The following is a 25304-nucleotide window of genomic DNA, read 5'->3' on the forward strand; positions in this document are numbered from 1 at the left end:
CGTTGAGTCCGTTCCGCCCGAGCCCATGCCGCCCGCCGTGCCCGAGGGCGGCGGTGCGCCCGTCCGCGCCGGGGGCGCGGCGTGGGCGCGCATCATCACGCTGGTGCTGGCGTGGGGGTTCCTGTTCTCCATCGTCTACCTGTCGCTGGCCAAGATCCGCGGGATCCCCGGGATGCGGCGGGTGGGGGTGGACATCTACCTCGCGCTGGCCACGCTGCTGGTGCTGGCGCTGCTGCTGCTGCGCTCCACCTGGCGGTCGGTAAGCCCGGCGCACCTGGCCCGCGGCCGGGTCAAGGGCGACAGCCAGTGGGCCATCGCGGCGCGGCACTTCAAAAAGAACAAGCTGGCCATCGCGGGGCTGGTGGTGATGGTGCTGCTGTACGTCATCACCCTCATCACCCCGCTGATCGCGCCGTTCGATCCGGCGGCGCAGGGCGACATCATCACCTCGCGCTACCTGCCGCCCAGCGCCGAGCACCTGATGGGCACCGACAAGTTCGGGCGCGACATCTTCAGCCGCGTGCTGTACGGCGCCCGCATCTCGCTGTCCATCGGCTTTGTGGCGGTGGGGATCAGCGTGACGCTGGGCACGCTGATCGGGGCGCTGGCCGGCTACTTTGGCGGCTGGGTCGATTCGGTGCTGATGCGTTTTACGGACATGATGCTGGCCTTTCCGCGCCTGGTGCTGCTGATCGTGGTGATCGCGGTGTTCGAGAACCAGAGCATCTGGCTGGTGGTGGTGGTGCTGGGCCTTACGGGGTGGATGGGCACGTCGCGCATCGTGCGCGGCGAGGTGCTGAGCCTGCGCGAGCGCGAGTTCGTGCAGGCGGCGCGGGCGCTGGGGATGGGCGACTGGCGCATCATCCTGCGCCACGTGGTCCCCAACACCATGGCGCCGGTCATCGTGTCGGCCACCCTGGGCATCGGCCTCACCATCCTGACGGAGGCGTCGCTTTCCTTCCTGGGCCTGGGCGTGCAGCCGCCCACGCCCAGCTGGGGAAACATGGTGTCGGACGGCCGCGACGCGCTTACGCAGGCGTGGTGGATCGCCACCTTTCCCGGCCTGGCCATCGTGCTGACGGTGGTGGCGTTCAACCTGCTGGGCGACGGCCTGCGCGACGCGCTGGACCCGCGCCTGCGGACGTGAGGACGTGATGGCTACGTACGCGCCGCCGGTTCAGGTCGACGGGCCTGCCATGTCGTTCGAGGAATATCTCGAGGCGTACGACGGGGTGCATGCGGAATGGGTGGACGGGAGGGTGTACGTCGTGAGTCCGGGAAACGAACCTCAGGGACGGCTGAGCCGCTTTCTGTCATCCATCATCCAGTACTGGTCGGACGTTCACGACGGGCTGGGCGAAACGTACGTCAACGCCTATCCGGTCCGCCTGAACGAGGAGACGGCACGCGAGCCCGACGTCTTCTTCATCCGCAGGGAGCACGCGGACCGGGCGCACGGCACGTTCGTGGAAGGCGCGGTGGACCTGGTGGTTGAAGTCGTCAGTCCTTCCACGCGCGCGGTGGACCGGGGCGTGAAGTACTACGAGTACGAGCAGGCCGGCGTCCCCGAGTACTGGCTGGTGGATCCGTTGCGGGAGCGTGTAGAAGCGTATCGCCTGGGTACCGGCGGCGTGTACGAACCCGTTGCGCTGGACGAGCCTCCGGTGCTGCGGAGCGAGGCCGCCCTCCCCGGGATGTGGATTCCGGTCGCATGGCTCTGGCAGAATCCGCATCCGCGACTGCCGTTGGTGATCGAGGCGTGGAGCAGCTCGCCGGGCCAGAAGGAGCAGCCATGACGTGGATGGGAGCCGAGCGCCCGGGGCAGTGGGCGGCGTACAGGGAATGGGGGCTGATTTGAAGGAACGGGACATCACGGGCTCGGCGGCGCGCGACGCGGCGGGCGGGCCCATTCTGCAGGTGGAAAACCTGCGCACCTGGTTCACCACCGACGGCGGCGTGGCGCGCGCGGTGGACGGCGTGTCGTTTCACGTAAACCCCGGCGAAACGCTGGGGATCGTGGGCGAGTCGGGAAGCGGCAAGTCCGTCACCTCGCTGTCGGTGATGCGCCTGATCCCCCAGCCGCCCGGAAAGATCCAGGAGGGGTCGCGCATCCTGTTCCGCGGCGCGGACGGTGGGATGGAAGACCTGGCGCAGGCCACAGAGGCGCGCATGCGCCAGATCCGCGGCAACGACATCGCCATGATCTTTCAGGAGCCCATGACCTCGCTGAACCCCGTGTTCACCGTGGGCGACCAGATCGTGGAGTCGCTGCGGCTGCACCAGGGGCTCAACAAGAAGCAGGCGCGCGACCGGGCCATCGAGATGCTGCAGCTGGTGGGCATCCCCATCCCCCACCAGCGCGTGGACGAGTACCCGCACCAGCTGTCCGGCGGCATGCGCCAGCGCGTGATGATCGCCATGGCGCTGGCGTGCGACCCCAAGCTGCTGATCGCCGACGAGCCCACGACGGCGCTGGACGTGACCATCCAGGCGCAGATCCTGGAGCTGCTCAACCGGTTGCAGAGCGAGCTGGGAATGTCCATCATCCTCATCACCCACGACCTGGGGGTGGTGGCGGAAACCTGCGACCGCGTGATCGTGATGTACGCCGGGCAGGTGTTCGAGGAGGGGCCGGTGGACGACGTGTTCCACAACCCCCAGAACCCCTACACCGAGGGGCTGCTGCGCTCCATGCCCAAGCTGGGCGGTGAAAAGACGCGGCTGGCGGTGATCCCCGGCGTGGTGCCTTCGCCGCTCAACTGGCCGGTGGGGTGCCGCTTTCACGACCGCTGCCCTTACGGCTGGGAAAAGACCGAGAAGGAGGCGCCGCCGCTGTTCGAGATCGGCCCCGGCCGCAAGAACAAGTGCTGGCTGGTGAAGTATCCCGAGCGGCGCGACGAGGTGCGGCGCGAGACGGGCGGCTTTACGCCCGACGGCGCGCTGACGGGGACGGGCGCGCACACGCCGGTGGCCGGTGACCCGGACTTGGCGCCCGACGTGGACGCGGGCGGGGAGGAGGTGGTCTGATGGCGAACACGCCGGAGGGGCGCACCCCCGCGGGCGGGCACGGCGCGGCGGACGGCCAGCGCAGCGGCGGCGAGCGGCCGCACACCGGCGCGGAGCCGCTGATCGGCGCGGGGATGGAGCGCGCCGGGGCGGACCCGGAACGGGTGGACGCGGCGGCGCGCGCGGTGGCCAGGGACCCGGGCGAGCGCGACCTGCCGCTGCCGCCGGCCAAGGGCGACAGCGACCTGCGCGGGCAGACGCCCGACGACATGGAGCCCCCGCAGGACGCGCTGCTGGTGGTGCGCGGGCTGAAGAAGTACTTCCCCATCAAGAAGGGATTCTTCAACCGCCACGTGGGCGACGTAAAGGCGGTGGACGGGGTATCCTTCTTCCTGCGCAAGGGCGAAACGCTGGGGATGGTGGGCGAGTCGGGGTGCGGAAAGAGCACCACGGGGCGCGCCATCCTCAAGCTGATCGAGCCCACGGCGGGGATGGCCCAGTTTGACGGGACCAACATCTTCGAGATGGGCAAGGACGAGCTGCGGCGCATGCGGCGCCGGGTGCAGATCGTCTTTCAGGACCCGTACAGCTCGCTCAACCCGCGCATGACCATCGCGGACATGCTGCGGGAGGTGCTGGCCATACACAAGATCGCGACGGGGCAAAAGGCCAACGACCGCATCGCCGAGCTGCTGCGCATCGTGGGGCTGCGGCCGGAGCACGCGGTGCGCTACCCGCACGAGTTCAGCGGCGGGCAGCGGCAGCGCCTGGGCATTGCCCGCGCGCTGGCGGTGGAGCCGGAGCTGATCGTGTGCGACGAGCCGGTGTCGGCGCTGGACGTGTCGGTGCAGGCGCAGGTGATCAACCTGCTGCAGGACCTGCAGAACCAGTTCGGGCTGAGCTACCTGTTCATCGCCCACGACCTGTCGGTGGTGGAGCACATCAGCGATCGGGTGGCGGTGATGTACCTGGGCCGCATCGTGGAGCTGGCGGACAGCGACGAGCTGTACCGCAACCCGCTGATGCCGTACACGCAGGCGCTGCTTTCCGCGGTGCCGATTCCGGACCCGCGGATCCGGCGCGAGCGCATCATGCTGCAGGGCGACGTGCCCTCGCCGGCCAACCCGCCGCCGGGATGCCCGTTCCACCCGCGCTGCCACCATCCGCTCAAGGACGCGGACTGCGCCCAGATCGTCCCGCCGCTGGCGGACAAGGGCGGCGGTCACTTCGCGGCGTGCATCAAAGTGCCGCTGGGCGCCGGCTTCGATGGAAAGGCCGCCGGCGCGCTGCCGGTGCTGCAGTAGCGAGACATCTGCCGGAAGAAGAAGCGCGGTCCACCTGGGCCGCGCTTCTTCTTTACGCTCCCGCCTGGGCCGGATCCGGAGACCGAAGATCTCACGCGGAGACGTGGAGGGTGCGGAGACACGGAGAATACACCCTTCCTCCGCGCCTCCACGTGATGATCATGATCATACCGAATCCGGAAGAACAACATCGGAAGGTACAGAGGGACGGAGAACAGCCAGAGGAACAGAGGTGATCCGCATTCCTCCTCTGTTCCTCTGGCTGTTCCCTGTTCCTCTGTACCCTGACCTCTGTTCTTGTAGTCCGGCTTGAGGTGAGGTGTTTTGCTGGATTTGGTATGAAAGCCGTTTTTCTCAGTTTGTCGCTGCAGCCGAGCCTGAGTTCTTCCGCAGAAAAGTGCACGATTGACAATCGATGTCCGCTTTGTCACCTTCATAAGCTTGGCACTGGGCCGCCCAAGCCCGTGCTGATCACCACACTGCGGCCGACTTTCTGCGACGTCTAGGAGCGTTGTAATGAGCGTACTCAGCCTCAGACTACGGGACTCGCTGCACAGACAGGTGAAGGAGCTCGCGTCGCGCGACGGGATCTCGATCAATCAGTTCGTGGCGACGGCGGTGGCCGAGAAGATGTCGGCGCTGATGACCGAGGACTACCTGCGCGAGCGCGCCGCCCGCGGCAGCCGCGGCCGGTACGAGGCAGCCCTGGCCCAGGTACCCGACGTGGAGCCGGACGAACGCGACCGCGTCTGACCCTGCCGCCGCCGCGCAGACGCAGGAGAGTGGCCGTCCCGTACGGGGCGGCCACGCTTGCTTGTACGCGGGGGCGAAGCCGGGGCGCGCGGCACGGAGATCGCGTGAATCATTTGTTTGAGCCCGCGGACAAACGCCTTGTCCGACCGGGCATTCGCCGCGTACTATCCTCGCCGCCACGCTGCACCGGCGCCCCGGACGGATCTCGCGTACGTCTCTCCACAGCGCGCTTCACCATCAGATCGGATCGGAACCATGGCCGAGCCCACCAGCGTCATTCCCGCCATCCTTGCCGAAGACGAAGCCGCGCTGCTGGAAGAGTGGATCGGTGAGCAGACGGCGGGGGTCACCACCCGCCGCGACCTGCTGTCGGAGGTAGAGCTGCGCCAGCAGTCGGCCGAGTTCCTTGCCCTGGTGCGCGCCGCCGCGGCGCAGGGGCGGCTGGACGACCCGTCCGGCGCCTCGTGGGAGCCCGTGCGCGACCTGCTGGACCGGCTTTCCCGCGCGCGGGCCATGCAGGGGTTCAGCCCGTCGGAGACGGCGATGTTCGTCTTTTCGCTCAAGCGCCCGCTGTTCGCGCGGCTGCGCGCCCGCGTCCCCGACACCGCGGCGCTGGCGCGCGAAACGTGGGCGGCCACCACGCTGCTGGACCGGCTGGGTCTCTACACCACCGAAGTGGCCCAGCGCAGCCGCGAGGACGTGATCGCGCGGCAGCAGCAGGAGCTGCTGGAGCTTTCCACCCCGGTGGTGAAGATCTGGGAAGGCGTGGTGGCCGTCCCCCTCATCGGCACGCTGGACAGCGCGCGGACGCAGGTGGTGATGGAAAACCTGCTCACCCGCATCGTCGAGACGGGGGCGTCGGTGGCCATCATCGACATCACCGGTGTGCCGACCGTCGATACCCTCGTCGCGCAGCACCTGATCAAGACGGTGGCGGCGGCGCGGCTGATGGGGGCCGAGTGCATCATCAGCGGCATTCGCCCGCAGATCGCGCAGACCATGGTGCACCTGGGGGTGATGCTGGAGAACGTAACCACCAAGGCCACGCTGGCCGACGCCATCGCCGTCGCGCTCAAGGTGACGGGGTACACCGTCGCCCGCGTGCGTGCCTGAGCCATGGAGCGCATCCCCATCCTCAAGATGGGCCGGGTGCTGCTGGTCACCATCCAGGTGGACATGCACGACCGGCTGGCCCTGGCGCTGCAGGACGATCTTACCGAACGCATCGTCAAGGACGGCGCGCGCGGCGTGCTGATCGACATCTCGTCGCTGGAGATCGTGGACAGCTTCATCGGCCGCGTGCTGGGCGACATCGCGGCCATGTCGCGCGTGCTGGACGCGGTGACGGTGGTGGTGGGAATGCAGCCGGCGGTGGCCATCACCCTGGTAGAGCTGGGCCTTTCGCTTCCCGGCGTGCGCACCGCGCTGAACGTGGAGCGCGGGATGGAGCTGCTGCGCGGGGTGATGGAACCCGAACCCGATCCGGTGGACGATGCGGGTTCGGAAGGATGAGTCGCGCCCGCTGCGCGCGGAGGACGACGTGGTGCGCGCGCGGCAGGCGGTGCGCAGCTGGGCGGTGGAGATGGGCTTCAGCCTGGTCGACCAGACCAAGCTGGTGACCGCGGCCAGCGAGCTGGCGCGCAACACGGTGGTCTACGGCGGCGGCGGCACGCTCCTCATGGAGGCGCTGGAGGACGGCGCCCGCAAAGGGCTGCGCCTGGTGTTCGCGGACCAGGGGCCCGGCATCCCCGACGTGGAAACGGCGCTGCGCGACGGCTACACCACGGGCGGCGGCCTGGGCCTGGGGCTGGGCGGGGCCCGGCGGCTGGTGAACGAGTTCGCCATCGAATCGGCGGCCGGACAGGGCACGCGCATCACGGTGGTGAAATGGAAGTGACGGGCGGCTTTGCCCTTTCGGTGACGGACCCCTCGGGGGCGGGCGACGTGCGCCGGCGCGCCGCCAGCCTTGCGCAGGCGCTGGGGCTGGACGAGACGGACGCGGGGCGGGCCGCGCTGGCGGCCACGGAGGCGGCGACCAACCTGGCCAAGCACGCGCCCGGCGTGGGCGTGGTGATCGTGCGCCCCTGCGGCCGGGGCGCGGCGCGCGGCGTGGAGCTGCTGGCGGTGGACCGCGGGCAGGGGATGCGCAACGTGGAGCAGTGCCTGGCGGACGGCTTTTCCACCGCGGGAAGCCCGGGAACGGGGCTGGGCGCGCTGTCGCGGGTGTCGGACGAGTTCGACGTCTTCTCCACTCCCGGCAAGGGGACCATCGTCCTGGCCCGGGTCTGGGGGGGCGAGCCGGGGGCGCCGGACACCGCCGTTTCCGTGGGCGGGGTGAGCGTGGCCAAGCCGGGGCAGACGGTGTGCGGCGACCACTGGTCGGTGGCGCACTCCGGCCGCCGCTGCATGCTCGTCTGCGCGGACGGCCTGGGCCACGGGCCCGACGCGGCCGTGGCGGCGCAGGGCGCCACCCGGGCGTTTGACGAACATTCCGCCGAGGCGCCGGAGCGGCTGCTGGAGCGGATGCACGGGGCGATCCGCCACACCCGCGGCGCCGCCGTCTCGGTGGCGGAGATCGCGCTGGACGCGGGCGTGGTGCGCTACGCCGGCGTGGGCAACGTTTCCGCGACCCTGTGGACGCCGGGGCAGAGCCGCACGCTGGTGACGCACGCGGGGATCGTGGGGAGCGAGATGCGCAAGGTGCAGGCGTTCGAGACCGCCCTGCCCAACCCCTGGGTGCTGGTGATGCACTCGGACGGCATCAGCGGGCGGTGGAGCCTGGACGCGTACCCCGGGCTGGCCCGCCGCGACCCGGCGGTGATCGCGGCGGTGCTGTACCGCGACTTTTGCCGCGGCAGCGACGACGCCACGGTGGTCGTGGCGCGGGAGGTGGGTGCGTGGTGAGCGCGCCGGCCGCCCCGCTCTGCACGTTGGAGCTGCGCGCGGACGCGGACGTGGTGTCCGCGCGGCAGCGGGCGCGCGAGGTGGCGGTGCGGCTGGGGCTGGACGGGCAGGACCAGGTGCGCTTTGCCACGGCCGTAAGCGAGGTGGCACGCAACGCCGTCCGCTACGCGCGCGACGGCCGCATCGCCTTCGACGTCCGCGGCGCGCCGGGGGAGCAGCACCTGGTGGCGCGGGTGTCCGACGCGGGGCCCGGCATCCCCCACATCGACGAGGTGCTGGACGGGCGCTACGTCTCGCGCACGGGGATGGGGATGGGGCTCATCGGCACCCGGCGATTGATGGACCGCTTCGAGGTGCGGACGGCGCCGGGCGAGGGAACCACCGTGGAGCTGGCCAAGCGGCTGCCGCGCGGCGGAGCCGTGGACGCGGCGGCGCGGGCGCGGATCGTGGCGGAGCTGGCGGGGCTGCGGCCGGCGGACCCCGTACAGGAGCTGCAGCGGCAGAACGCGGAGCTGGTGGCGGCGCTGGCGGAGGTGCGCGCGCGGCAGGAAGACCTGTCGCGGCTGAACCAGGAGCTTGAAGACACCAATCGCGGCGTGGTGGCGCTGTACGCCGAACTGGACGAGCGGATGGAGCAGCTGCGGCGCGCCAACAAGCTGCGCGCGCAGTTCATGTCGTACATGGGGCACGAGTTCCGCACGCCGCTGGACAGCATTCTGGCGCTGAGCGGGCTGCTGCTGAACCACGTGGACGGCCCGCTGGAAGAGGAGCAGGAAAAGCAGGTGGGGTTCATCCGCCGCAGCGCGCAGGACCTGCTGGGGCTGGTGGACGACCTGCTGGACACGGCCAAGGTGGAGGCGGGAAAAGCCGCAGTGCGCCCCACGCCGTTCACCGCGGGCGAGCTGTTCAACGCGCTGCGCGCCACGTTGCGGCCGCTGCTGGCGGGGGAACGCACGCAGCTGTGGTTCGACGACGCGTCCGCACTGCCGCCGCTGCTGACGGACGAGCCCAAGGTCGCCCAGATCCTGCGCAACCTGGTGTCCAACGCCCTCAAGTTCACCGAGGCCGGCGAGGTGCGCGTTTCCGCGCGAATGGCGGACGGGGACCGCGTCCTCTTCCGCGTGGCGGACACGGGGGTGGGGATCGCGGCCGAGGACCAGGCGCGCATCTTCGAGGACTTTGCCCAGGTGGACGGCCACGTGCAGCGCCGCCGCCGGGGCACCGGGCTGGGGCTGCCGCTTTCGCGCAAGCTTGCGGAGCTGCTGGGGGGGACGCTGGGGGTGCAGAGCGAGCCGGGACGGGGCTCCGTCTTTACGCTGGAGCTGCCGCGCGAGTACCACGAGCCTGCGGGGCGCAGCGGGGGAGAGGAGGGGGATGATGACGGACGTTGAGCCGCGCGCCGCCGCTCCCGTGCGGCGCCACGCGCTGGTGCTGAACGTGGACGACTACGAGGCCGGCCGCTACGCCACCTCGCGCGTGCTGCGGCAGGCGGGCTTCGAGGTGGTGGACGCCGCCACGGGCGAGGAGGCGCTGCGCCTGGTCCGCAGCCAGGACCCGGACCTGGTGCTGCTGGACGTGAACCTGCCCGACCTGGACGGGTTTGAGGTGTGCCGCCGCATCAAGACGGCGCCGGAAACCGCCACCATCCCCGTCCTGTACCTTTCCGCCGCCTACCGCACCCCCGAGCACCGGGTGCAGGGGCTGGACCTGGGCGCGGACGGCTACCTTACCCAGCCGGTGGAGCCGCGCGTGCTGGTGGCCACGGTGAACGCCCTCTTGCGCGCGCGCGAGGTGGAGGCGGCGGTGCGCGAGAGCGAAGAGCGCTTCCGCTCGCTGGTCGCGGCCACCAGCGCCATCGTCTGGACGGCGTCGCCGGAGGGGATGTTCGTCACCGAGCAGCCCGCGTGGACGGCGTTCACCGGGCAGGCGCCGGAAAAGTCCCTGGGCGGGGGGGCGATGGCGTGCGTGCACCCCGACGACCGTGAGCGCGTCCGCGCCGCGTGGTCGCGCGCCAGCGAGGAGCGATCCCAGTTTGCCGCGGACTATCGCCTGCGCCGCCACGACGGCGAGTACCGCCACGTCTCCGTGTCCGCCATCCCCCTTCTGGACGGCGATGGCCGCGTACGGGAGTGGGTGGGGATGCACACGGACGTCAGCCATCGGCGGCGGGCCGAGGCGTGGCAGGCGTTGTTCGCCGACGCCGGCGCCGCGCTGGCCTCGTCGATGGACATCCCCTCCACGCTCCCCCGCGTGGCCGAGCGGCTGGTGGACACGCTGGCGGACTGGTGCGCGGTGGACCTGGTGGACGCCGAAGGGCTGCGCCGCGCGGCCGTGGAATGCTGCCGCGACGCGGAGCTGGCGAAGCGCGCCGCCGCGTTTGACGCCGCCTTTGCCGCGGACCACCCGCGGTCGGCGCCGTTCCAGGCGGCCCGCACCGGCCAGACGGTGCTGGTGCACGACACCGCGCGGGCGGAGGGCGAGCTGGCGGAGGCGCTGCGCGCGGCGGGGGTGCGCTCGTACCTGTCCGTGCCGCTGTTCGCGCGCGGCCAGGTGGTGGGCGCGCTGACCGCCGCCGCGGGCGACGGTCTTCCGCGCTACACCGCCGACGACGCGGCGCGGCTGGAGGAGCTGGGCGGGCGCGTGGCGCTGGCGGTGGACAACGCGCGGCTCTACGCCGAGGCCATCCACGCCAACGCGGCCAAGGGCGAGTTCCTGGCCGTGATGAGCCACGAGCTGCGCACGCCGCTCAACGCCATCATCGGCTACGCGGACCTGCTGGACGCCGGGGTGGCCGGCGACCTGAACGCGGCGCAGCGCGAGCAGCTGTCCCGCATCCGCGTGGGCTCCAAGCACCTGCTGCGGCTGATCGAAGAAGTGCTGCTGTTCTCGCGGCTGGAGGCGGGGCGCGAAGAGGTGCACCTCGAAGCGCTGGACCTGGGCGGCCTTACCCGCGAGGCGGCCGAGCTGGTGGAGCCGCTGGCGCGCGAAAAGGGGCTGGCGTTCCGCGTGCAGGTCCCCGCCCACCCCGTCCCGGTGGAGACGGACAGCGGCAAGGTGCACCAGATCGTGCTGAACCTGCTTTCCAACGCGGTCAAGTTCACCGACGAGGGCGAGGTAGCCGTCTCGCTGGCCGCGCACGACGGCCACGCGGTGCTGCAGGTGCGCGATACGGGGATCGGCATCGCGCCGGAGAACCTGGAGCGCATCTGGGACGCGTTCAGCCAGGTGGAGCAGGCACCCACCCGGCGCGTGGGCGGCACCGGGCTGGGGCTTAGCGTGACCCGCAACCTGGCGCGGCTGCTGGGCGGCGACGTGGTGGTGGAGAGCGCTCCCGGCCAGGGCAGCGCCTTTACCCTGCGCCTGCCGATGCTCGCCCCGCCCCGCTGAAGGGTGAGCGGCCGGGGCGAAGCGCGTCTTTTCGGCGGGTGGATGAAACTCCTTGCCCGGCGGGCGCGTACCACGCTTCGACAGTAGCCGCGGAGGCGCTTCGGGATTACGTTTACGTGCCCGCCCCATCCGCAGGCCCCCGTTCCGGAAACTTCCGCAGGAGTTCATCTTCCATGACCAACGTCCTCGCCGCGCGCATGCCGCGCGTGTTCGTCCGTGTGCTGGCGCTGGCCGGCCTGTCCCTTGCCGCCGTCGCGGCCGACGTGTCCACCGCCGCGGCGCAGCCGGGCCAGGGCATGGAAGCCATCCAGCAGATGTTCCGGGATCCGGCGCTGGCCAACTACCGCCTCACCAGCGGCAACCTCGACAAGTTCGTCCGCGCCACCAACGCGCTCAAGGAGCTGGAGGACGAGGACATCGACATCGAGGACCATGTCGACATGGACAACCCCTCGGACATCGACCTGGGCGAGATCGCGGCGGCGTTCGACAACGAGCCGCGCATCAAGAGCGCCATCAACGGCGCGGGGATGACGAGCCGCGAGTACGTGACCTTCCTGTTCTCCATGATGCAGGCCATGTTCGGCCACATGATGGTGCAGATGGGTGGTGAGCAGGCGCTCGCGGGGATGCCTGGGGGCACGCTGAAGGAGAACATCCAGTTCTTCGTCGCCAACCAGGCCGCCTTCGAGGCGCTGGACGACAACTGACGCTCGGCGGATCGGATCACCTGGATCCGAAAAGAGCAAAAGAGGATGGGGTACAGAGGGACAGAGAAAGCCGGAGGAACAGAGGATCTTCTCTGTTCCTCCGGCTTTTCCCTGCTCCTCTGTACCCCCTCCTCTTTGTTTTCGTACCCGAGCGTAAACGAGCGGATCAGGAGCCGCCGAGCGCCTGGCGGGCTTGGTCCAGCGCGGCGGCGGCGGCGGTAAAGCGGGTGGCCAGGTCGGTGATCTCGCGCTCCGTCAGCGCACGGTCCTGGGCGCGGATGGCCTCGGTGACGGAGGGAAACACCACGTTGCTGTAGCCGTTGTTCTCGTCCGCGGCGTAGATCAGGCCGCGGAACCAGGGACGCGTGCGCAGGCCCTCGGGACGCGTGAGCGCGCGCTCCACCCGCATGAGCGCGGCGTTGGTGCGCGCCAGGACGGCGGCGGCGGGGGCACCGGAGGCCAGGCGCGCATCCCGCGCCTGCTGGAACGCCGCCGCCGCCGTCTCCATCCGCCCGATCGCGTCCGACAGCGGCTGCATCGACACGTCCCAGCCGTGGCGGGTGGCGGCGGTCTCCATCGCGGGGACGTAGCGCCGCATGGTGCGCGCGAACTCCGCGTAGTCATACGGAAGCACGTCGGCGTTGGCCAGGCGCAGCATCAGCGCGGCGCCCACGCTGGCGGTGGCGGCGTGGCGGGTGAACTGCGGATCGCCAAAGCGCTTCATCCAGGTGAAGTTGTCGTACTGCGAGTGGTACACGCCGTACGGGCCGCCAAAACCCCAGTCCAGGTGCGGAATGCCCAGGTGGTTGTAGAACCCGGCAAAGTCCGACCCGCCGCCCGGATCGCCCATCTCCGGCTCCAGCGAGTCCGCCGCCACCGCCTGGTTCCGGCGCCACGCCTGATAGACGCTTCCCTCCCCGCCCGGATCGGGGACCACGCGCGCCACGTCGCGCAGGGTTTCGCGCAGTGACGGCGACCCGCCTCCGCCAAAGTCGGGGCCGAACGCCGAGGCGTCTTGGTTAAGGTACGCCACCCCGCCTCGCGTGAGCCGCGCCGAGTCGTCCTCCACGTACTCGGTGCTGCCGATGAGCCCCCACTCCTCCGCGTCCCACGTGGCAAACACGACGGTGCGGCGCGGCCGCTGCCCGGCGCGCGCCTGCTCCGCCAGCGCCTGCGCGGCCTCCATCACCGCCACGGTGCCGCTCACGTTGTCCACGGAGCCGGGACCCCAGGCGTCGCGGTGACCGCCCATCATCACGATCTCGTCGGGAAACTCCGTCCCGCGGATGATGCCGAAGGTGTTGTGGATGTCCTTCCATCCGCCGGTTGCCGCGTCCGTGGTCACCTGAATGCGCGCCGTGACCGGACCGGGACCGATGTGGTAGCGAAAGGGAAGGCCGCCCTGCCAGTCGCCGGGCACGTCGGTGCCGCGGACGCCGCGCAGCAGCTCCGCCGCGTCACCGTACGCCATGGGGACGACGGGGATGTGCGGGATGGTCATCTGCTCGACCGGGACGTGCCGCGCGTCGGCGTGGCTGGCCCATCCCGGCGTGGCGGGGTCGCCGTTGGTGTTCATCACACTCCCCCGCTGCACCGCACCGTCGGGCCGCATGGGGCCTTCGGGATACACGTCGCCCGCCATGTACCCGTCGTCGCGCGGGTCGCTGTAGATGATGAGCCCCACCGCGCCGTTCCGCTCCGCCTCGCGCGCCTTGATGCCGCGGAACGACCGCCCGTAGCGCGCGACGGCGATCTTGCCGCGCACGCTGATCCCCAGCGAATCCAGCCGCCGGTAGTCCTCGATGAGCCCGTAGTTGACGTAGACCACCTCGCCCGTGGCATCGCCCGCCGCGGAGTAGCCGTTGACGGTAAGGTACTGCTCCATCGCGCTGAACGGATCGCCCGCAATGGCCGGCTCCGCCAGATCAAGCTCGACGGGATCGGGGGAGATGCGCCAGGCGCGGACGGAGGTGGCGTGGGGAAGCCAGATGCGGTACGTGCGCACCTCCGTCTCCAGCCCCATCTCGCGCATCTGCGCGATCACGTAGTCGGCGGTGCGGCGCTGGGCCGGGGTGCCGGCCACGTGCGTCTCGGCGGAAAGGACGCGCGCGTGGCGCTCGGAGCGCTGCGGGCTGGGCGCGGCGACGGCGGCGGCCTCGGCGGCGCGCTCGCGCGCGGCGGCCTGCGGCGCGTAGCCCGTCATGGCCTTCTGCGCGCCGAGCGCCGCCGGAAGCAGGAGCGACAGAGGAAGGATGCGTCGGAGCACGGTGGTCTGCCAGTGGAGGAAGACGGGTTCGAGCGGATGGCGCAAACTACGCCGCCACGCCCGCCACGCAAAGCCGCCTTCCCGACACCACCCCCATCGGTCGTACTTCCGGCGCGGAGCAGGTCGGCCAGCAACATCGGTCCGGCTAGCAGGCCCAGCAGCTGGTACGAAGCCGATCAGAACGTGTCGCAGCTTACCTTTGCGGCCTGCAGCGCATCCAACAGAAAACGTCCCGCATCGTTGGCTCGACGCGGGACGTTCGGTCGGCTAGCGTAGTCTCACACTCCTGGAAGGCTAGGCCGCGGACTTGCCCTCAGGCCGGTGATCGTGCCGGCTGATCAAGCGATCAGCGAACTGCTTCTGATACTCCAGATAGTACGCCAGCACCTTGGCTGGATCACGGTCACACCGCTCGAAGATGCGCCTGCGCGCTTCATCCAGCTCTTCCAGGAGCGGATCCTTGTTTTCAGGCACGATCATCCTGCCCTCCGAGTAGCTGGCGTGGCGTTGCGATAAAAGGCACCGGCAGCCCCAGTCCGGTATTCACCATGCGAATGTGCTCCAATTTATTCGCATTCGCGAGATGGTTGTAGTTCCACGTAGCCAGCACATCGCAATTGTAATGCGAGGCAAGGGCGAGGTGCAGCGCATCACTGGGTGGATTGGACGGCATCAGCTTTCGATGCATGTATACGTCAGCTGTGCTGTAGACCGCCGGGGTTAGGTCCAGCAGATCGAGGTTTCGCACAAGCGATAGCCGAAACGGCACATGCTCCGAGGTGCCATCCCGCAACTCGCCGAGAACGACGGCACTTGCGACGAGTTCACAATTACCGACTGCTTCCTTCCACCACCTCCGCGTGATCTCACGGCGCTCAACCATCTCGGGAGCCGTTCGATTGGTATAGTACGCGCTGGGGATCGTGGTCTCGACATAGATTCGTTGGCTTGGCATCCCGCAAGATAATCGCTTCCGTCCAGAGTGGAAGGTTGCGTGCGAACTCCGCCAACTGCGGCACGCGCGTGACCACCTGTGGCTCAAACTGCCTGAGAAGTGAACACAAAAACGCCCCGCATCGTCGGTCGATGCGGGGCGTCGCTCGTTCGGTGGATCTCAGTAGCCAACGTACGGCGGCGCGACGAGGCGGCGGCGGGTGAGGCGGGCCATCACGAAGCTGGTCACCACCTGCATGCCGAACATGGCTGTCAGGATGATGGCGGGATCGGTATCACGCCCCACGTAGTACACGGCCGTCGCGGTGGCGATGATGGAGCCGAAGAGCACGAAACCGTAGCGCCCGCGGCGGCCCGTCAGCCGGTGCACGGCCAGCGGCGTGAACAGAACCGAGGCCGCGGCGCCCGCGTACACCTGGTCCTTGCGCCCCTGCATGACCCCGTTGGCCGCCAGCGCCCACGCACCCACGAACAGCGCCATCACCGCCGTGGTGACGGTAAAGTTCCACAGGCCGCGGAAGAAGCGGCGCGCCATGCCTTCCTGCGGCGGCCGCGTCATCCCCGCCGCGGCGGCCTGTGCGGGCGAGGGGGCGAACGCCGCGGGAAGCTGCTGCGCCAGCGGCTGCACCGGCGCGGGCTGGGGCGGAACGCTGGCCGCGCGCGGAGCGGCGAATGCGGGGAGCACGGTAGGCTCGCGCACGGCGGACTTGCGGGGCGGCTGCGCGGTCTGCAGGCGCGTGCCCTCGTCCGGCTCAGGCTCCACCGAAACGGCGCCTAGCGACGGACGCACGTGACGCATGGGAATCTGCGCCGACGCGGCAACGGCGGCGGCTGCGGCCGGCGCGGAGGAGGGCGCGCTCTCGTTCGTCAGCGCGTCGGCCAAGGCGGTGGCGTCGGAGAAGCGCGCCAGGGGGTGGATGGCGAGCGCGCGCACCAGCGCGTCGCGCACGTGCGGCGCAAGGCCGGGGGCGCGCCGCGGCAGCGCGGCCACGGCGTCCGCCGTCTCCTCGGCCATCCGCATGGGATCGGACGAGGTGAACGGGCGCACGCCGGTGAGCAGGTTGTAGCCCACCGCGGCCAGGCTGAACACGTCGGACGCGGGCGTAAGCCGGTCCTCCCCGCGCATCTGCTCCGGCGAGGCGAACGCGGGCGAGAACGGCGAGCGGCCGAACTCCGTCAGGTGCGTTACGGTGCCCTCTTCGCCCGACACCTGCGCGATGCCGAAGTCCAGCACGCGCACGTGCGGCTCGTCGGGGTGGTCGCTGGTTTCCAGGAACAGGTTGCCGGGCTTTACGTCGCGGTGCACCAGCCCGGAGCGGTGTCCGGCCGCCAGCCCGCGCGCTGCCTGGCGCAGGATGCTGAGCGACACGTGCATGGGCGGCGGACCCGTGCGCGCCAGCCGCACCGCCAGGTCCTCACCCTGCAGCAGCTCCATCACCAGAAAGTCCAGCCCGACGTCCGGATCCGTGCCGAAGTCGTACACCGACACCACGTTGGGATGGTGCAGCGCGGCCGCCGCGCGCGCCTCGCGTAGAAATCGTGCGAGCAGGCGACCGTGTTCCTGCGAGTCGGCCGCGGTGATGCCGATGACCTTTACGGCCACGGCGCGGCCCAGGCGCTCGTCCGTCGCGCGGTACACGGCGCCCATACCGCCGCGGCCGATCACCGCTTCGATACGATAGCGCCCACACAGGGTGCGTCCGGTCAGCAGGCCCGCGATCCCGTACATCTGGGATGGTTTACCGCGTTCAGGTGGATGAGTTGGATGCGATTGCGCAGACTGAACTTACGAGAGACGAGGCCGATGGGTTTCGGCACCGGCTACCAGATGGTTTCCACCTGCGCGGCGGCCATAATCTCATGGTCGCGGGTAATCAACGGGTAGCCGAGCTCAAGGGCTGTCGCCGCGATCAACCGGTCGCCCCGCTCCGGGATTGCGTACAGTTCTTCCGCCCGTTGTACAATGGCCCACGTAAGGTCTACGGGGAAAAAGCGCCCGGATGCAAACAAACGTTCAACCCAAACGGCAAAGCCGCCCGGAGGGTCCACGTCACCATCATGCGCCGCCTCGGCCAGTTCCACGAGGGCAAGCGCGGGAACAAAGATGGCGCCGTTTCCCTCCTCCACACGCTCCAGCACACGCCGCGCATCTCTCCCAAGCCGGTTCAATCGTCCCGCGCAGAACCAGATGAGCGCATGCGTATCGATGACGGCGAGAACCGCCATCAGAGCTCTGCCCGCTTCGCCGCGGCAAGTTCCGCCTGCCGCCGTCTCCTGGCGGCAATGCGCAGTTCCAACTCGTCATCCGAAACCAGGATCTTCAGGCTGCCCACGACCTGAAACGGCTCGCCAGGCGGGTGATCAACCAGATCGGCTTTGCGCATCAGGATCTCGTAATGCGCGGCGTCCACGAGCACAGCTGCATTCTTGCGGTCCCGGCGAGCGATGTAGATCGCTCTTCCCGGGTGGACGCTTACCTCTTCCAGCAGCGATGAAAACTTTGCCCGTGCCTCGGAAGCCAGCAGTTTCTTTCCCGAGCCGAATCTGACCATCGTAGCCTCCCGATTTGTACAATTCAGTTGTACAAATCTACCCGGAGATGCCAATCCACTCAAGTCCCGGTCTTCACGTCCACCTCATCGGACGCCAGCGCATCCCGCAGGCGCGCGGCGGCTTCGGGGGGATCGGAGGCGCGGAGTTCAACGCGCGGGGTGCCGTGCCAGCGGGCGCATTCCTGTATCGCCGCGGCGACCTCGCGGATCAGGCGATCGGTCAGGCGCACGCCGGGCTCGAAGTGGATCTTCTTCACCTCGAACACGCCTTCCTTGCGGTGCGCCTTGGGATCCAGCCGTCCTACCAGCTTGCCGCGGTGCAGGATCGGCAGCACGTAGTAGCCGTAGACCCGTTTGGGCGCGGGCGTGTAGACCTCGATGCGGTACTCGAAATCGAACATCTCACTTGCCCGCGTCCGGTCCCACACCAGTGGGTCGAAGGGCGAGAGCAGCGTGGTCAGCACGGGCTTGATGCGGCCGGCGGCGGCGGCGCGGGCGGTGTCCGCGTGGTCGGGATGCACGTAGCCGGGTTCGCTCCATCCATCCACCGGCACGCGCAGCAGGTCGCCGGCATCCGCCAATCGCTCGGGCAGCTTTTTCGTCGACGTCTTGTCCATGCGAAAGTAGTCCGCCACCCACTTTGCCTTGGCGACGCCCAGCGCGCGGACGGCGTTGAGAACCAGCGTGCGCCGCACCTCATCCGCCGTCGGCAGGCGGGCGTCGTCCCAGGAAGGGAGGACGCGCTCGCGCAGGTCGTAGATGCGCTGGAATCCCTCGCGCCGCGCGATCATCAGCTCGCCGGCGGTGAACAGGCTTTCCAGCATCCGCTTTTCGGGCTTCCAGCTCCACCAGCCGCCAGGAGTGCCCGCGCGCTCAAAGTCGGTGGAGCGCGCCTCGCCGTGCTCGCGCACGTGTTGCAGCAGGCGCTCGGCGTCCTCACGGTGCGCGTCCATCCACTTGTGCGCGTACCGCCAGCCGGCCCACGAGTGGTCCAGCATGCGGTGACGGTAGAGCGGATAGTCCTCCACGGGAAGGAAGCAGGCCTCGTGCGACCAGTACTCGAAGATCTTTCCCGATGCCAGCAGCTCGTCCAGCCAGCGCGGCTGGTAGTCGCCCACGCGGCTCCACAGCACCAGGTACGGGCTGCGCGCCACGACGCTGATGGTGTCGATCTGCAGCGCGCCCATGCGGCGGATGGCGGCCAGCACGTCCGCCTTTTTTGCGCGCCGCCGGGGCCGCCGGTCCAGCCCCTGCGCGGCGAGCATCAGGGCGCGGGCCGCCGGGAGGTCGAGGTGAAGGTCGGGGGTCACGGGTGGGGGAAGTGCGTGAGTGCGTGAGTGCGAAAATGCGAAAGTGCGAAAGTGCGAAAGTGCGAAAGTGCGAAAGGAACTTCGGGTGATGTACGGGCGAGGGGAAGATGGCGACAAGGTGCGGTGCGCGCGAGGTCTGCGGCTCGCCGGCAGGCATCGAACTGCGGCCGCGGCGCCCCCTCCGGGCGAGCACCACAACCAACCTCCCCCCAAAAACCCTGGGGGCGGTTGGTTGTGCGGGAGAGATCGGAGGGGCGTCGATTCCCTTCCCAGGAAATTACAGTTCCGATGCGATCAGGTTTGCGGCGGCGCGCGGAGGGCGTAGGTTGCTGACGGATCCCGATCATCCACCCGACCAACGACCGCGCGAATGATCCGCAGAACCTCCGTCTCGATCGCCGCGACGTGCGCATGGCTGGCCGGCGCGGCAGCCGGCTGCACGGGCTCACGCTCCCTGCCCGATCCGGTGCTGTATCCATCACCCGCGATCGCGGATTCGCTGTCGACGCGGCCCGAGCGCACCGGCTTTCGCGAAACCAGCAGCTACGACGAGGTGGTGGCGTACATGCGGCGAGCAGCCGCGCTGTCGCCCCGGATCATCCACCTGACCACCTTTGGCACCACCAACGAGGGCCGGCCGCTGCCGCTGGGCGTCGTGGGGCGCGTGACGGACGCGTCGCCGGCGGCGGTGCGGGCGAGCGGAAAGACGGTGGTCTACCTGCAGGGCAACATCCACGCGGGCGAAGTTGAGGGAAAGGAAGCGCTGCAGATCCTGCTGGGTGACATCCCGGTCGGCCTGTACGACAAGCTGTTCGACGAGCTGGTGCTGCTGGTGGCGCCCATCTACAACGCGGACGGCAACGAACGCATTGACGCCGCCAACCGGCCGCGGCAGCACGGGCCCATCGGCGGGATGGGGATCAGGCCCAATGCGCAGGGGCTGGACCTGAACCGCGACCACACCAAGCTGGAATCGCCCGAGGCGCGCGGGCTGGCGCGGATGCTCACGGAGTACGATCCGCACGTCATGATCGACCTGCACACCACCAACGGCACCTACCACGGCTACCACCTGACGTACGCGCCGCCGCTGCACCCCAACACGCCGCCGGAGATCGACCGCATGCTGCGCCGCGAGTGGCTGCCGGCGGTGACGGCGGGCGCGAAGGACGCGGGCTGGCTGCTGTACTACTACGGCAACGTGCCGTCGGCGGAGGATGGAAATCCCGAGGTGGAGCGCGGCTGGTACACGTTCGATCACCGGCCGCGCTTTGGCACCAACTACGCCGGGCTGCGCAACCGCTTCGGTATCCTGAGCGAGGCGTATTCGTACCTTACCTTTGAAGAACGCGTCCGCGTCACCAGCGACTTTGTGGACCGCTCGCTGGCATGGGCGCGCACGCACGCCGCCGACATCCGCCGCGCGACGGAAGCCGCGGACCGCGAGGACCTGCGCGGCCGTCCGCTGGCGCTGAACGCGCGGCTGCGGCGCGAGGGGCCGGTGACCATCCTGATGGGCGAGGTGCGCGAGGAGGCCAACCCCCTCACCGGGCACATGATGCTGCGCCGCGTCGATACGGTGCGGGAGGAGCGGATGCCCGAGTGGCAGTCGTTTGACGCCGGTGAGACGGAGCGCGCGCCCGCCATGTACCTGCTGCCGCCAGGGATGGACAGCATTGTGGACCGGCTGCGGATGCACGGGGTGCGGGTAGATTCCGTCTTCGACGTGCCGGCGCAGGTGGAGGTGTTCCGGATCGATTCCACCAGGGTCGCCGAGCGCGCGTTCCAGGGCCACCGCGAGCGCCGCGTCTGGGGCCGGTGGGAAACGCAGACGCCGCGGATGGCGCCGAGGATGATGGGCGTGCCGATGGACCAGCCCCTGGCCCGCCTGGTGTTCACCCTGCTGGAACCGCGCTCCGACGACGGCTTCGCCGCGTGGAACCTGCTGGACCGCTGGATCGAGCCGGATCGCCGCTACCCCATCATCCGCGTTCCCGCGCAACCCTGACCGGGTGCTCCTGTCCCCTGCCTCGTGATCGCGGAATCCCAGTCATCCTGAGGGAGCGCACCCGGGGAACCGCAAGAAAGACAACCGCTTGCGCGCGACCGAAGGACCTTCTCTCCGCTCGCGAGGGGCTGGCGATCCCGTTGGCATCCAGCCCCGCGGCTCTGCCGGCAAGGTCCTTCAGCCGGCGTCAGGCTGCATCGTACCGGCAGGGTACGAGGCGGCGCCTCCTTCAGGATGACTGCTCGCGCGTGCGTCCGGCGCCACGCTCCAAGGCACGCCAAACCGGGCCGCCGCTTGCGCGCGGCGGCCCGGCGGACGAAGCTTCCTCCATCCGCAGCAACCGAATCCATCCCTCGCACGCCATCCAAACATCCATGCAGGATCATACCACCGCCGCGCCCGAGGCACGGCTCATCCGCGCGCTGGGCGTGTGGGGGCTGGCAGCTGGCATCATCAACGTCACCATCGGCGGCGGCATCTTTCGCCTTCCCTCCGCGGCGGCCACGCAGCTGGGGACGGCGGCGCCCATGGCCTACATCGTCTGTGCGGTGGCGATGGGGCTGATCGTTCTCTGCTTTGCGGAGGCGGGAAGCCGGGTGGAGCTGACCGGCGGGCCGTACGCCTACGTAGAGGTGGCGTTCGGGCCTTTTGTCGGCTTTCTGGCGGGGGTGCTGCTATGGGTGGTGGGGACGCTGGCGCTTTCGGCCGTGACGGCGCTGTTCGCGGACTCCGTGGGCGCACTGGTGCCGGCGCTTACGGGCGGGGCCGCGCGCGTCGTCCTGCTGGTGGCGGTGCTGGGGATGTACGCGGCGATCAACGTGGCCGGCATCCGGCAGGGGAGCGCGGTGAACACGGTGGCGACGGTGGCCAAGCTGCTGCCGCTTCTGCTGCTGGTGATCGTGGGCGTGTTCGCGGTCAAGGGCGGCAACCTGGCGTGGACGGACGCGCCGGCCGCGGGCGACGTGGCGCGCGCATCGGCCTTTCTGATCTTCGCGTTCGCGGGGATCGAGAGCGCGCTGGTGCCCAGCGGCGAGGTCAAGGACGTGGCGCGCACCGTCCCGCGCGCCATCCTGATGGCGATGGTGGGGATCACGCTGCTGTACATCGCCATTCACCTGGTGGCGCAGGGGCTGTTGGGCGGTGCGCTGGCGGGGCATCCCACGCCGCTGGCCGAGGCGGCGGGGCGGGTGATGGGGCCCACGGGGCGCACGCTGCTGCTGGTGGGCGCCTCCATCTCCATGTTCGGCTACGTGGGCGGGATGACGCTGGCGGTGCCGCGCGCGCTCTTCGCGCTGGGCCGCGACGGCTTTCTTCCCCGCGCGCTGGCGTCGGTGCATCCGCGGCACCGCACGCCGCACGTGGCCATCTGGACGCAGGGGGTGATCGTGATTCTGCTGGCGCTGACCAGCGGGTTCGAGCGGCTGGCGATCCTGGCCAACCTGGCGACGCTGCTGCTGTACGGGGCGTGCTGCCTGGCCGCCTGGGAGTTGCGGCGCAAGAACGTGCAGGCCGGTGGCATCCCGTTCAAGGTGCCGGGCGGCGCGGTGGTGCCCTTTCTGGCGCTCGCCGCCATCGCCTACCTGCTCTCCAGCATCACGCTGGGCGAGTGGGCGACGGCGGGCGCGGTGCTGGTGATCGCCGCCATCCTGTACTTCGTCACCGCGAACGCGCGGAAGGCGAACCCGGCCGTGCGGTAGCTTGAAATCGCCGGCGCGCGCCGGGGAACGAGCCAGCCCCTTTCACCCGGAGCCCGCGATGACTGGCTTATCCCGCCGAGGCAACCTGCGCCGATGGTTGGGCGCGGCGCTCGGCGCCCTTCTCGTCTGCGCCGCGCCCGCCGCCGCGCAGACGCGATACGCGCCCGAGCCCGTCGTCGTGCTGGTGGTGCCGGACTCCTCGGGCGGCGAGCAGCCGCCCCGGCTGCACAGCCTCACGCGCCATCCTTCCGGGCGCATCTATCTCACCGCGTCGGGTGTTCCGGCCGTCGTCTTTACGCCGGGGACGTCCGTGGGGTCGTACCTCCGCACCACGTCAGGATACGGGGTGTTCGGTGGGTCCCTGAACTGGCTGGGTGATACGCTCGCCGTCGGTGGCTTTCACACGTGGCAACTGTTGCACGCGGACGGGACTCCCCTGGAATGCCGTGCGTTCGAGCAAATGCACAGCGAATTCGCCACGCAGGTGTTCCCGCGCCACGCCCTTGCCGGCGGGTTGACGCTCGGCGAGCTCACGCCGCCCTATCCGGATCCACGGTTTACGGAAAACCTGGTTGTCTCGCGCGGCCAGACGGTCATCCGCACGCTGCACCGGCGGCCGTCCGGGCCGTATTACGTGGACGTGCCCTTTCCCTGGGGCGGGGGAGCGTCGTCGGTCGTGGTGCCGTACACCGCCGGGACCCTCTGGACCGCGTCGGACGACGGCCGGCACGTGGTCGTGGTGGAGTCGCAACAGCCCGCTGGCCCCGACCCGCACCCCGTACGCGTGCTGCGGATGGATCTGGAGGGAAGGACCGCGTACGATGTGCGGCTTCTCCTTCCCACGCGTCCCGTTCGCGAAGACGAACGGGAGCGGCAGATCGCCGAGTGGGCGGCCCACATGGCGAGCGGCACCATCCCGCGCGACACCGCGGCAGCCGCGCGCGCGTTCCGCGAGAAGATCCAGTTCCCCGCCTACCACCCCGCCGTGACGGAGGTGCAGGTGGCGCGGGATGCTGCCGCGTGGCTGCGCCTGGCGGATGAGGACGGCGCGGTCTGGCTTCGGCTGGGCGCGGAGGGCGCCGAGCAACTGCGTCTGCAGGTAGACGCCTCGTTCCAGGCGGCGTACGCGGATGCGGATGCGCTCTGGGGCGCGTTGCGCGGGGCGGATGGAAGCCTGGGGGTGGTCGCGTACCCGCTGCCCGGCCGGCCGCCGATCTTCCCAGCCGGGTTCGCTGGCTTCGCGCGTCCCACCGTACAGCCCTCTTTCCCGACTACCATCATCCGCGGCGAATGCTGATCCGATCGCGCCCGGCATTTGCCACGGTACGCCGGGTGTTCGACGTGACGACGGCGGAACGTGAAGAGGAGATTGGATGGAGGCGGTAATCCTGGTAGGGATCCAGGCGTCGGGAAAGTCGACGTTCTACCAGCAGCGGTTTTTCGACACGCACGTGCGCATCAGCCGCGACCTGCTGCGGACGCGTAACCGCGAGCGGCTGCTGCTGCAGGCGTGCCTGGAGTCGAAGCAGCCGTTGGTGGTGGACAACACCAACGTGCTGGCGGAGGAGCGGGCGCGGTACGTCGCGTCCGCGAAGGCGGCGGGGTTCCGCGTCGTTTGCTACTTCTTCCGCACCGAGACGCGCGCGGCCATCGCGCGCAACCGGTTGCGGCAGGGCAAGGCGGTGGTCCCCATCCCCGGCATACTGGGCACCTACAAAAAGCTCGAGGAGCCGCGGATGGACGAGGGCTTCGACGAGTTCTACACCGTCACCCTCACCCCCTCCAACGAGTTCATCGTGGAGCCGTTCGTCAGCGCGGCAGATGGATAGGCGGAATGAGCATGCTCACGTCCCCGTGCCTGGCTCCGCAGGGTTCACCGGCAATACCTTGGCGTAGATCCGCCGCAAGGGGATCTTGATTCCCAACGAGGTGAGTTCCAACGAAGCATCGAGATCATCCACGGAGTTAAACTGCCAGAAATCCCCGTCGCGGACGTATCGCTCGACCAAGCATTCCTTTTGAGAGAAAAGCACGTACTCCCGCAAGGATTCGATACGACGGTAGTGCGTGAACTTCTCACCCCGGTCGTATTTCTCCGTGCTCTCCGAAAGGACTTCAATGATCAGCACCGGCGTAAGGAGCACATCCGCGTTACCATCTTCAAACCGAGGAGCGCAGGAGACGCAGAGGTCCGGATATACGTACCGTCCTGATGCACCGACCTTGACCTTCATCTCAGTCGGATAGGTCTCACACGGGCTGTCCAGCAACCGCACCCCGATCTCGCGATCCAGGTTGTGTACGATCAGTATGTGCGGACGCGGAGCGCCCGCCATCGCGATGATGCGGCCGTCGATGTACTCGCTGCGGAACTCCGCGTGGCGCTCGAGGGCGAGGTACTCTTCCGGGGTGTAGCGGTTCAGGGCTGCCGTGGCCATGCTCTCCTCTCGGGC

General features: G+C 69.5%; 24 protein-coding genes. 16 read left to right on the top strand and 8 right to left on the bottom strand.

The features are described 5' to 3' along the window. The first annotated feature begins 25 nt into the window (after nucleotides 1-25). The 12 genes from opp4C (at nucleotide 26) to ACOJUJ_RS06520 (ending at nucleotide 12064) form a co-directional block, all read left to right on the top strand. Nucleotides 26-1147, top strand: coding sequence for an oligopeptide ABC transporter permease (gene opp4C, locus ACOJUJ_RS06465; RefSeq protein WP_420126034.1), 1122 nt, complete (start codon nucleotides 26-28; stop codon nucleotides 1145-1147). Between the two features lie 7 nt (nucleotides 1148-1154). Continuing rightward, on the top strand, nucleotides 1155-1796 hold the full coding sequence (locus ACOJUJ_RS06470) for a Uma2 family endonuclease (RefSeq protein WP_420126035.1): 642 nt from the start codon (nucleotides 1155-1157) through the stop codon (nucleotides 1794-1796). Between the two features lie 58 nt (nucleotides 1797-1854). Then, nucleotides 1855-3027, top strand: a complete 1173-nt coding sequence (locus ACOJUJ_RS06475) for an ABC transporter ATP-binding protein (RefSeq protein WP_420126036.1) — start codon at nucleotides 1855-1857, stop codon at nucleotides 3025-3027. A 248-nt stretch (nucleotides 3028-3275) separates the two neighbouring features. Beyond that, on the top strand, nucleotides 3276-4310 hold the full coding sequence (locus ACOJUJ_RS06480; RefSeq protein ID WP_420126132.1) for an ABC transporter ATP-binding protein: 1035 nt from the start codon (nucleotides 3276-3278) through the stop codon (nucleotides 4308-4310). 516 nt (nucleotides 4311-4826) lie between these two features. Beyond that, a complete protein-coding gene (locus tag ACOJUJ_RS06485) occupies nucleotides 4827-5063 on the top strand; it encodes a toxin-antitoxin system HicB family antitoxin (protein WP_420126037.1) in 237 nt (78 codons plus the stop codon). Nucleotides 5064-5318: 255 nt separating this feature from the next. Further along, entirely contained in the window at nucleotides 5319-6176 is an 858-nt protein-coding gene (locus tag ACOJUJ_RS06490; RefSeq protein WP_420126038.1) for an STAS domain-containing protein, read from the top strand. A 3-nt stretch (nucleotides 6177-6179) separates the two neighbouring features. After that, nucleotides 6180-6575 (top strand): STAS domain-containing protein, encoded by a 396-nt coding sequence (locus ACOJUJ_RS06495; RefSeq protein ID WP_420126039.1) that lies wholly within the window; start codon nucleotides 6180-6182, stop codon nucleotides 6573-6575. Beyond that, nucleotides 6556-6960: an anti-sigma regulatory factor gene (locus tag ACOJUJ_RS06500; protein ID WP_420126040.1), complete on the top strand. Its 405-nt coding sequence runs from the start codon at nucleotides 6556-6558 to the stop codon at nucleotides 6958-6960. The genes ACOJUJ_RS06495 and ACOJUJ_RS06500 overlap by 20 nt, the downstream gene beginning before the upstream one ends. Further along, nucleotides 6951-7967 carry a SpoIIE family protein phosphatase gene (locus tag ACOJUJ_RS06505; RefSeq protein WP_420126041.1) on the top strand — a complete coding sequence of 339 codons (1017 nt, stop codon included), beginning with the start codon at nucleotides 6951-6953 and terminating at the stop codon, nucleotides 7965-7967. Before ACOJUJ_RS06500 ends, ACOJUJ_RS06505 begins: the two co-directional genes overlap by 10 nt. Continuing rightward, nucleotides 7964-9358 carry an ATP-binding protein gene (locus ACOJUJ_RS06510; RefSeq protein ID WP_420126042.1) on the top strand — a complete coding sequence of 465 codons (1395 nt, stop codon included), beginning with the start codon at nucleotides 7964-7966 and terminating at the stop codon, nucleotides 9356-9358. The genes ACOJUJ_RS06505 and ACOJUJ_RS06510 overlap by 4 nt, the downstream gene beginning before the upstream one ends. Then, nucleotides 9345-11354, top strand: a complete 2010-nt coding sequence (locus tag ACOJUJ_RS06515; RefSeq protein ID WP_420126043.1) for an ATP-binding protein — start codon at nucleotides 9345-9347, stop codon at nucleotides 11352-11354. The genes ACOJUJ_RS06510 and ACOJUJ_RS06515 overlap by 14 nt, the downstream gene beginning before the upstream one ends. 173 nt (nucleotides 11355-11527) lie before the next feature. Beyond that, entirely contained in the window at nucleotides 11528-12064 is a 537-nt protein-coding gene (locus ACOJUJ_RS06520; RefSeq protein WP_420126044.1) for a hypothetical protein, read from the top strand. A gap of 166 nt (nucleotides 12065-12230) precedes the next feature. On the opposite strand, the gene ACOJUJ_RS06525 is transcribed toward ACOJUJ_RS06520, so the two are convergent. The 7 genes from ACOJUJ_RS06525 to ACOJUJ_RS06555 form a co-directional block, all read right to left on the bottom strand. Next, a complete protein-coding gene (locus tag ACOJUJ_RS06525; RefSeq protein WP_420126045.1) occupies nucleotides 12231-14330 on the bottom strand; it encodes a M20/M25/M40 family metallo-hydrolase in 2100 nt (699 codons plus the stop codon). 294 nt (nucleotides 14331-14624) lie between these two features. Then, nucleotides 14625-14810 carry a hypothetical protein gene (locus ACOJUJ_RS06530; RefSeq protein WP_420126046.1) on the bottom strand — a complete coding sequence of 62 codons (186 nt, stop codon included), beginning with the start codon at nucleotides 14808-14810 and terminating at the stop codon, nucleotides 14625-14627. Continuing rightward, nucleotides 14797-15285 carry a type II toxin-antitoxin system VapC family toxin gene (locus ACOJUJ_RS06535; protein WP_420126047.1) on the bottom strand — a complete coding sequence of 163 codons (489 nt, stop codon included), beginning with the start codon at nucleotides 15283-15285 and terminating at the stop codon, nucleotides 14797-14799. Before ACOJUJ_RS06535 ends, ACOJUJ_RS06530 begins: the two co-directional genes overlap by 14 nt. A 159-nt stretch (nucleotides 15286-15444) precedes the next feature. Further along, nucleotides 15445-17013, bottom strand: a complete 1569-nt coding sequence (locus ACOJUJ_RS06540) for a serine/threonine-protein kinase (protein WP_420126048.1) — start codon at nucleotides 17011-17013, stop codon at nucleotides 15445-15447. A gap of 92 nt (nucleotides 17014-17105) precedes the next feature. Continuing rightward, entirely contained in the window at nucleotides 17106-17510 is a 405-nt protein-coding gene (locus ACOJUJ_RS06545; protein WP_420126049.1) for a PIN domain-containing protein, read from the bottom strand. Further along, nucleotides 17510-17836 carry a type II toxin-antitoxin system prevent-host-death family antitoxin gene (locus tag ACOJUJ_RS06550; protein WP_420126050.1) on the bottom strand — a complete coding sequence of 109 codons (327 nt, stop codon included), beginning with the start codon at nucleotides 17834-17836 and terminating at the stop codon, nucleotides 17510-17512. Before ACOJUJ_RS06550 ends, ACOJUJ_RS06545 begins: the two co-directional genes overlap by 1 nt. A gap of 59 nt (nucleotides 17837-17895) precedes the next feature. Further along, nucleotides 17896-19101, bottom strand: coding sequence for a winged helix-turn-helix domain-containing protein (locus ACOJUJ_RS06555; RefSeq protein WP_420126133.1), 1206 nt, complete (start codon nucleotides 19099-19101; stop codon nucleotides 17896-17898). A 415-nt stretch (nucleotides 19102-19516) separates the two neighbouring features. Between ACOJUJ_RS06555 and ACOJUJ_RS06560 the strand changes: the two genes are divergently transcribed. The 4 genes from ACOJUJ_RS06560 to ACOJUJ_RS06575 all read left to right on the top strand — a co-directional run bounded on the left by ACOJUJ_RS06560 (nucleotide 19517) and on the right by ACOJUJ_RS06575 (nucleotide 24680). Continuing rightward, nucleotides 19517-21154 carry a M14 family metallopeptidase gene (locus ACOJUJ_RS06560; RefSeq protein ID WP_420126051.1) on the top strand — a complete coding sequence of 546 codons (1638 nt, stop codon included), beginning with the start codon at nucleotides 19517-19519 and terminating at the stop codon, nucleotides 21152-21154. A gap of 374 nt (nucleotides 21155-21528) precedes the next feature. Next, complete coding sequence (locus ACOJUJ_RS06565; protein ID WP_420126052.1) at nucleotides 21529-22851, top strand: APC family permease; 1323 nt, start codon at nucleotides 21529-21531, stop codon at nucleotides 22849-22851. Between the two features lie 58 nt (nucleotides 22852-22909). Then, entirely contained in the window at nucleotides 22910-24148 is a 1239-nt protein-coding gene (locus ACOJUJ_RS06570; protein ID WP_420126053.1) for a hypothetical protein, read from the top strand. Between the two features lie 76 nt (nucleotides 24149-24224). Further along, a complete protein-coding gene (locus tag ACOJUJ_RS06575) occupies nucleotides 24225-24680 on the top strand; it encodes an AAA family ATPase (protein WP_420126054.1) in 456 nt (151 codons plus the stop codon). Between the two features lie 15 nt (nucleotides 24681-24695). Here the strand turns inward: ACOJUJ_RS06575 and ACOJUJ_RS06580 are convergent, their stop codons facing one another. Beyond that, complete coding sequence (locus ACOJUJ_RS06580; protein WP_420126055.1) at nucleotides 24696-25289, bottom strand: Uma2 family endonuclease; 594 nt, start codon at nucleotides 25287-25289, stop codon at nucleotides 24696-24698. Nucleotides 25290-25304: the final 15 nt, after the last annotated feature.

This window comes from Longimicrobium sp. (assembly GCF_048594345.1).
Lineage (GTDB): Bacteria > Gemmatimonadota > Gemmatimonadetes > Longimicrobiales > Longimicrobiaceae > Longimicrobium.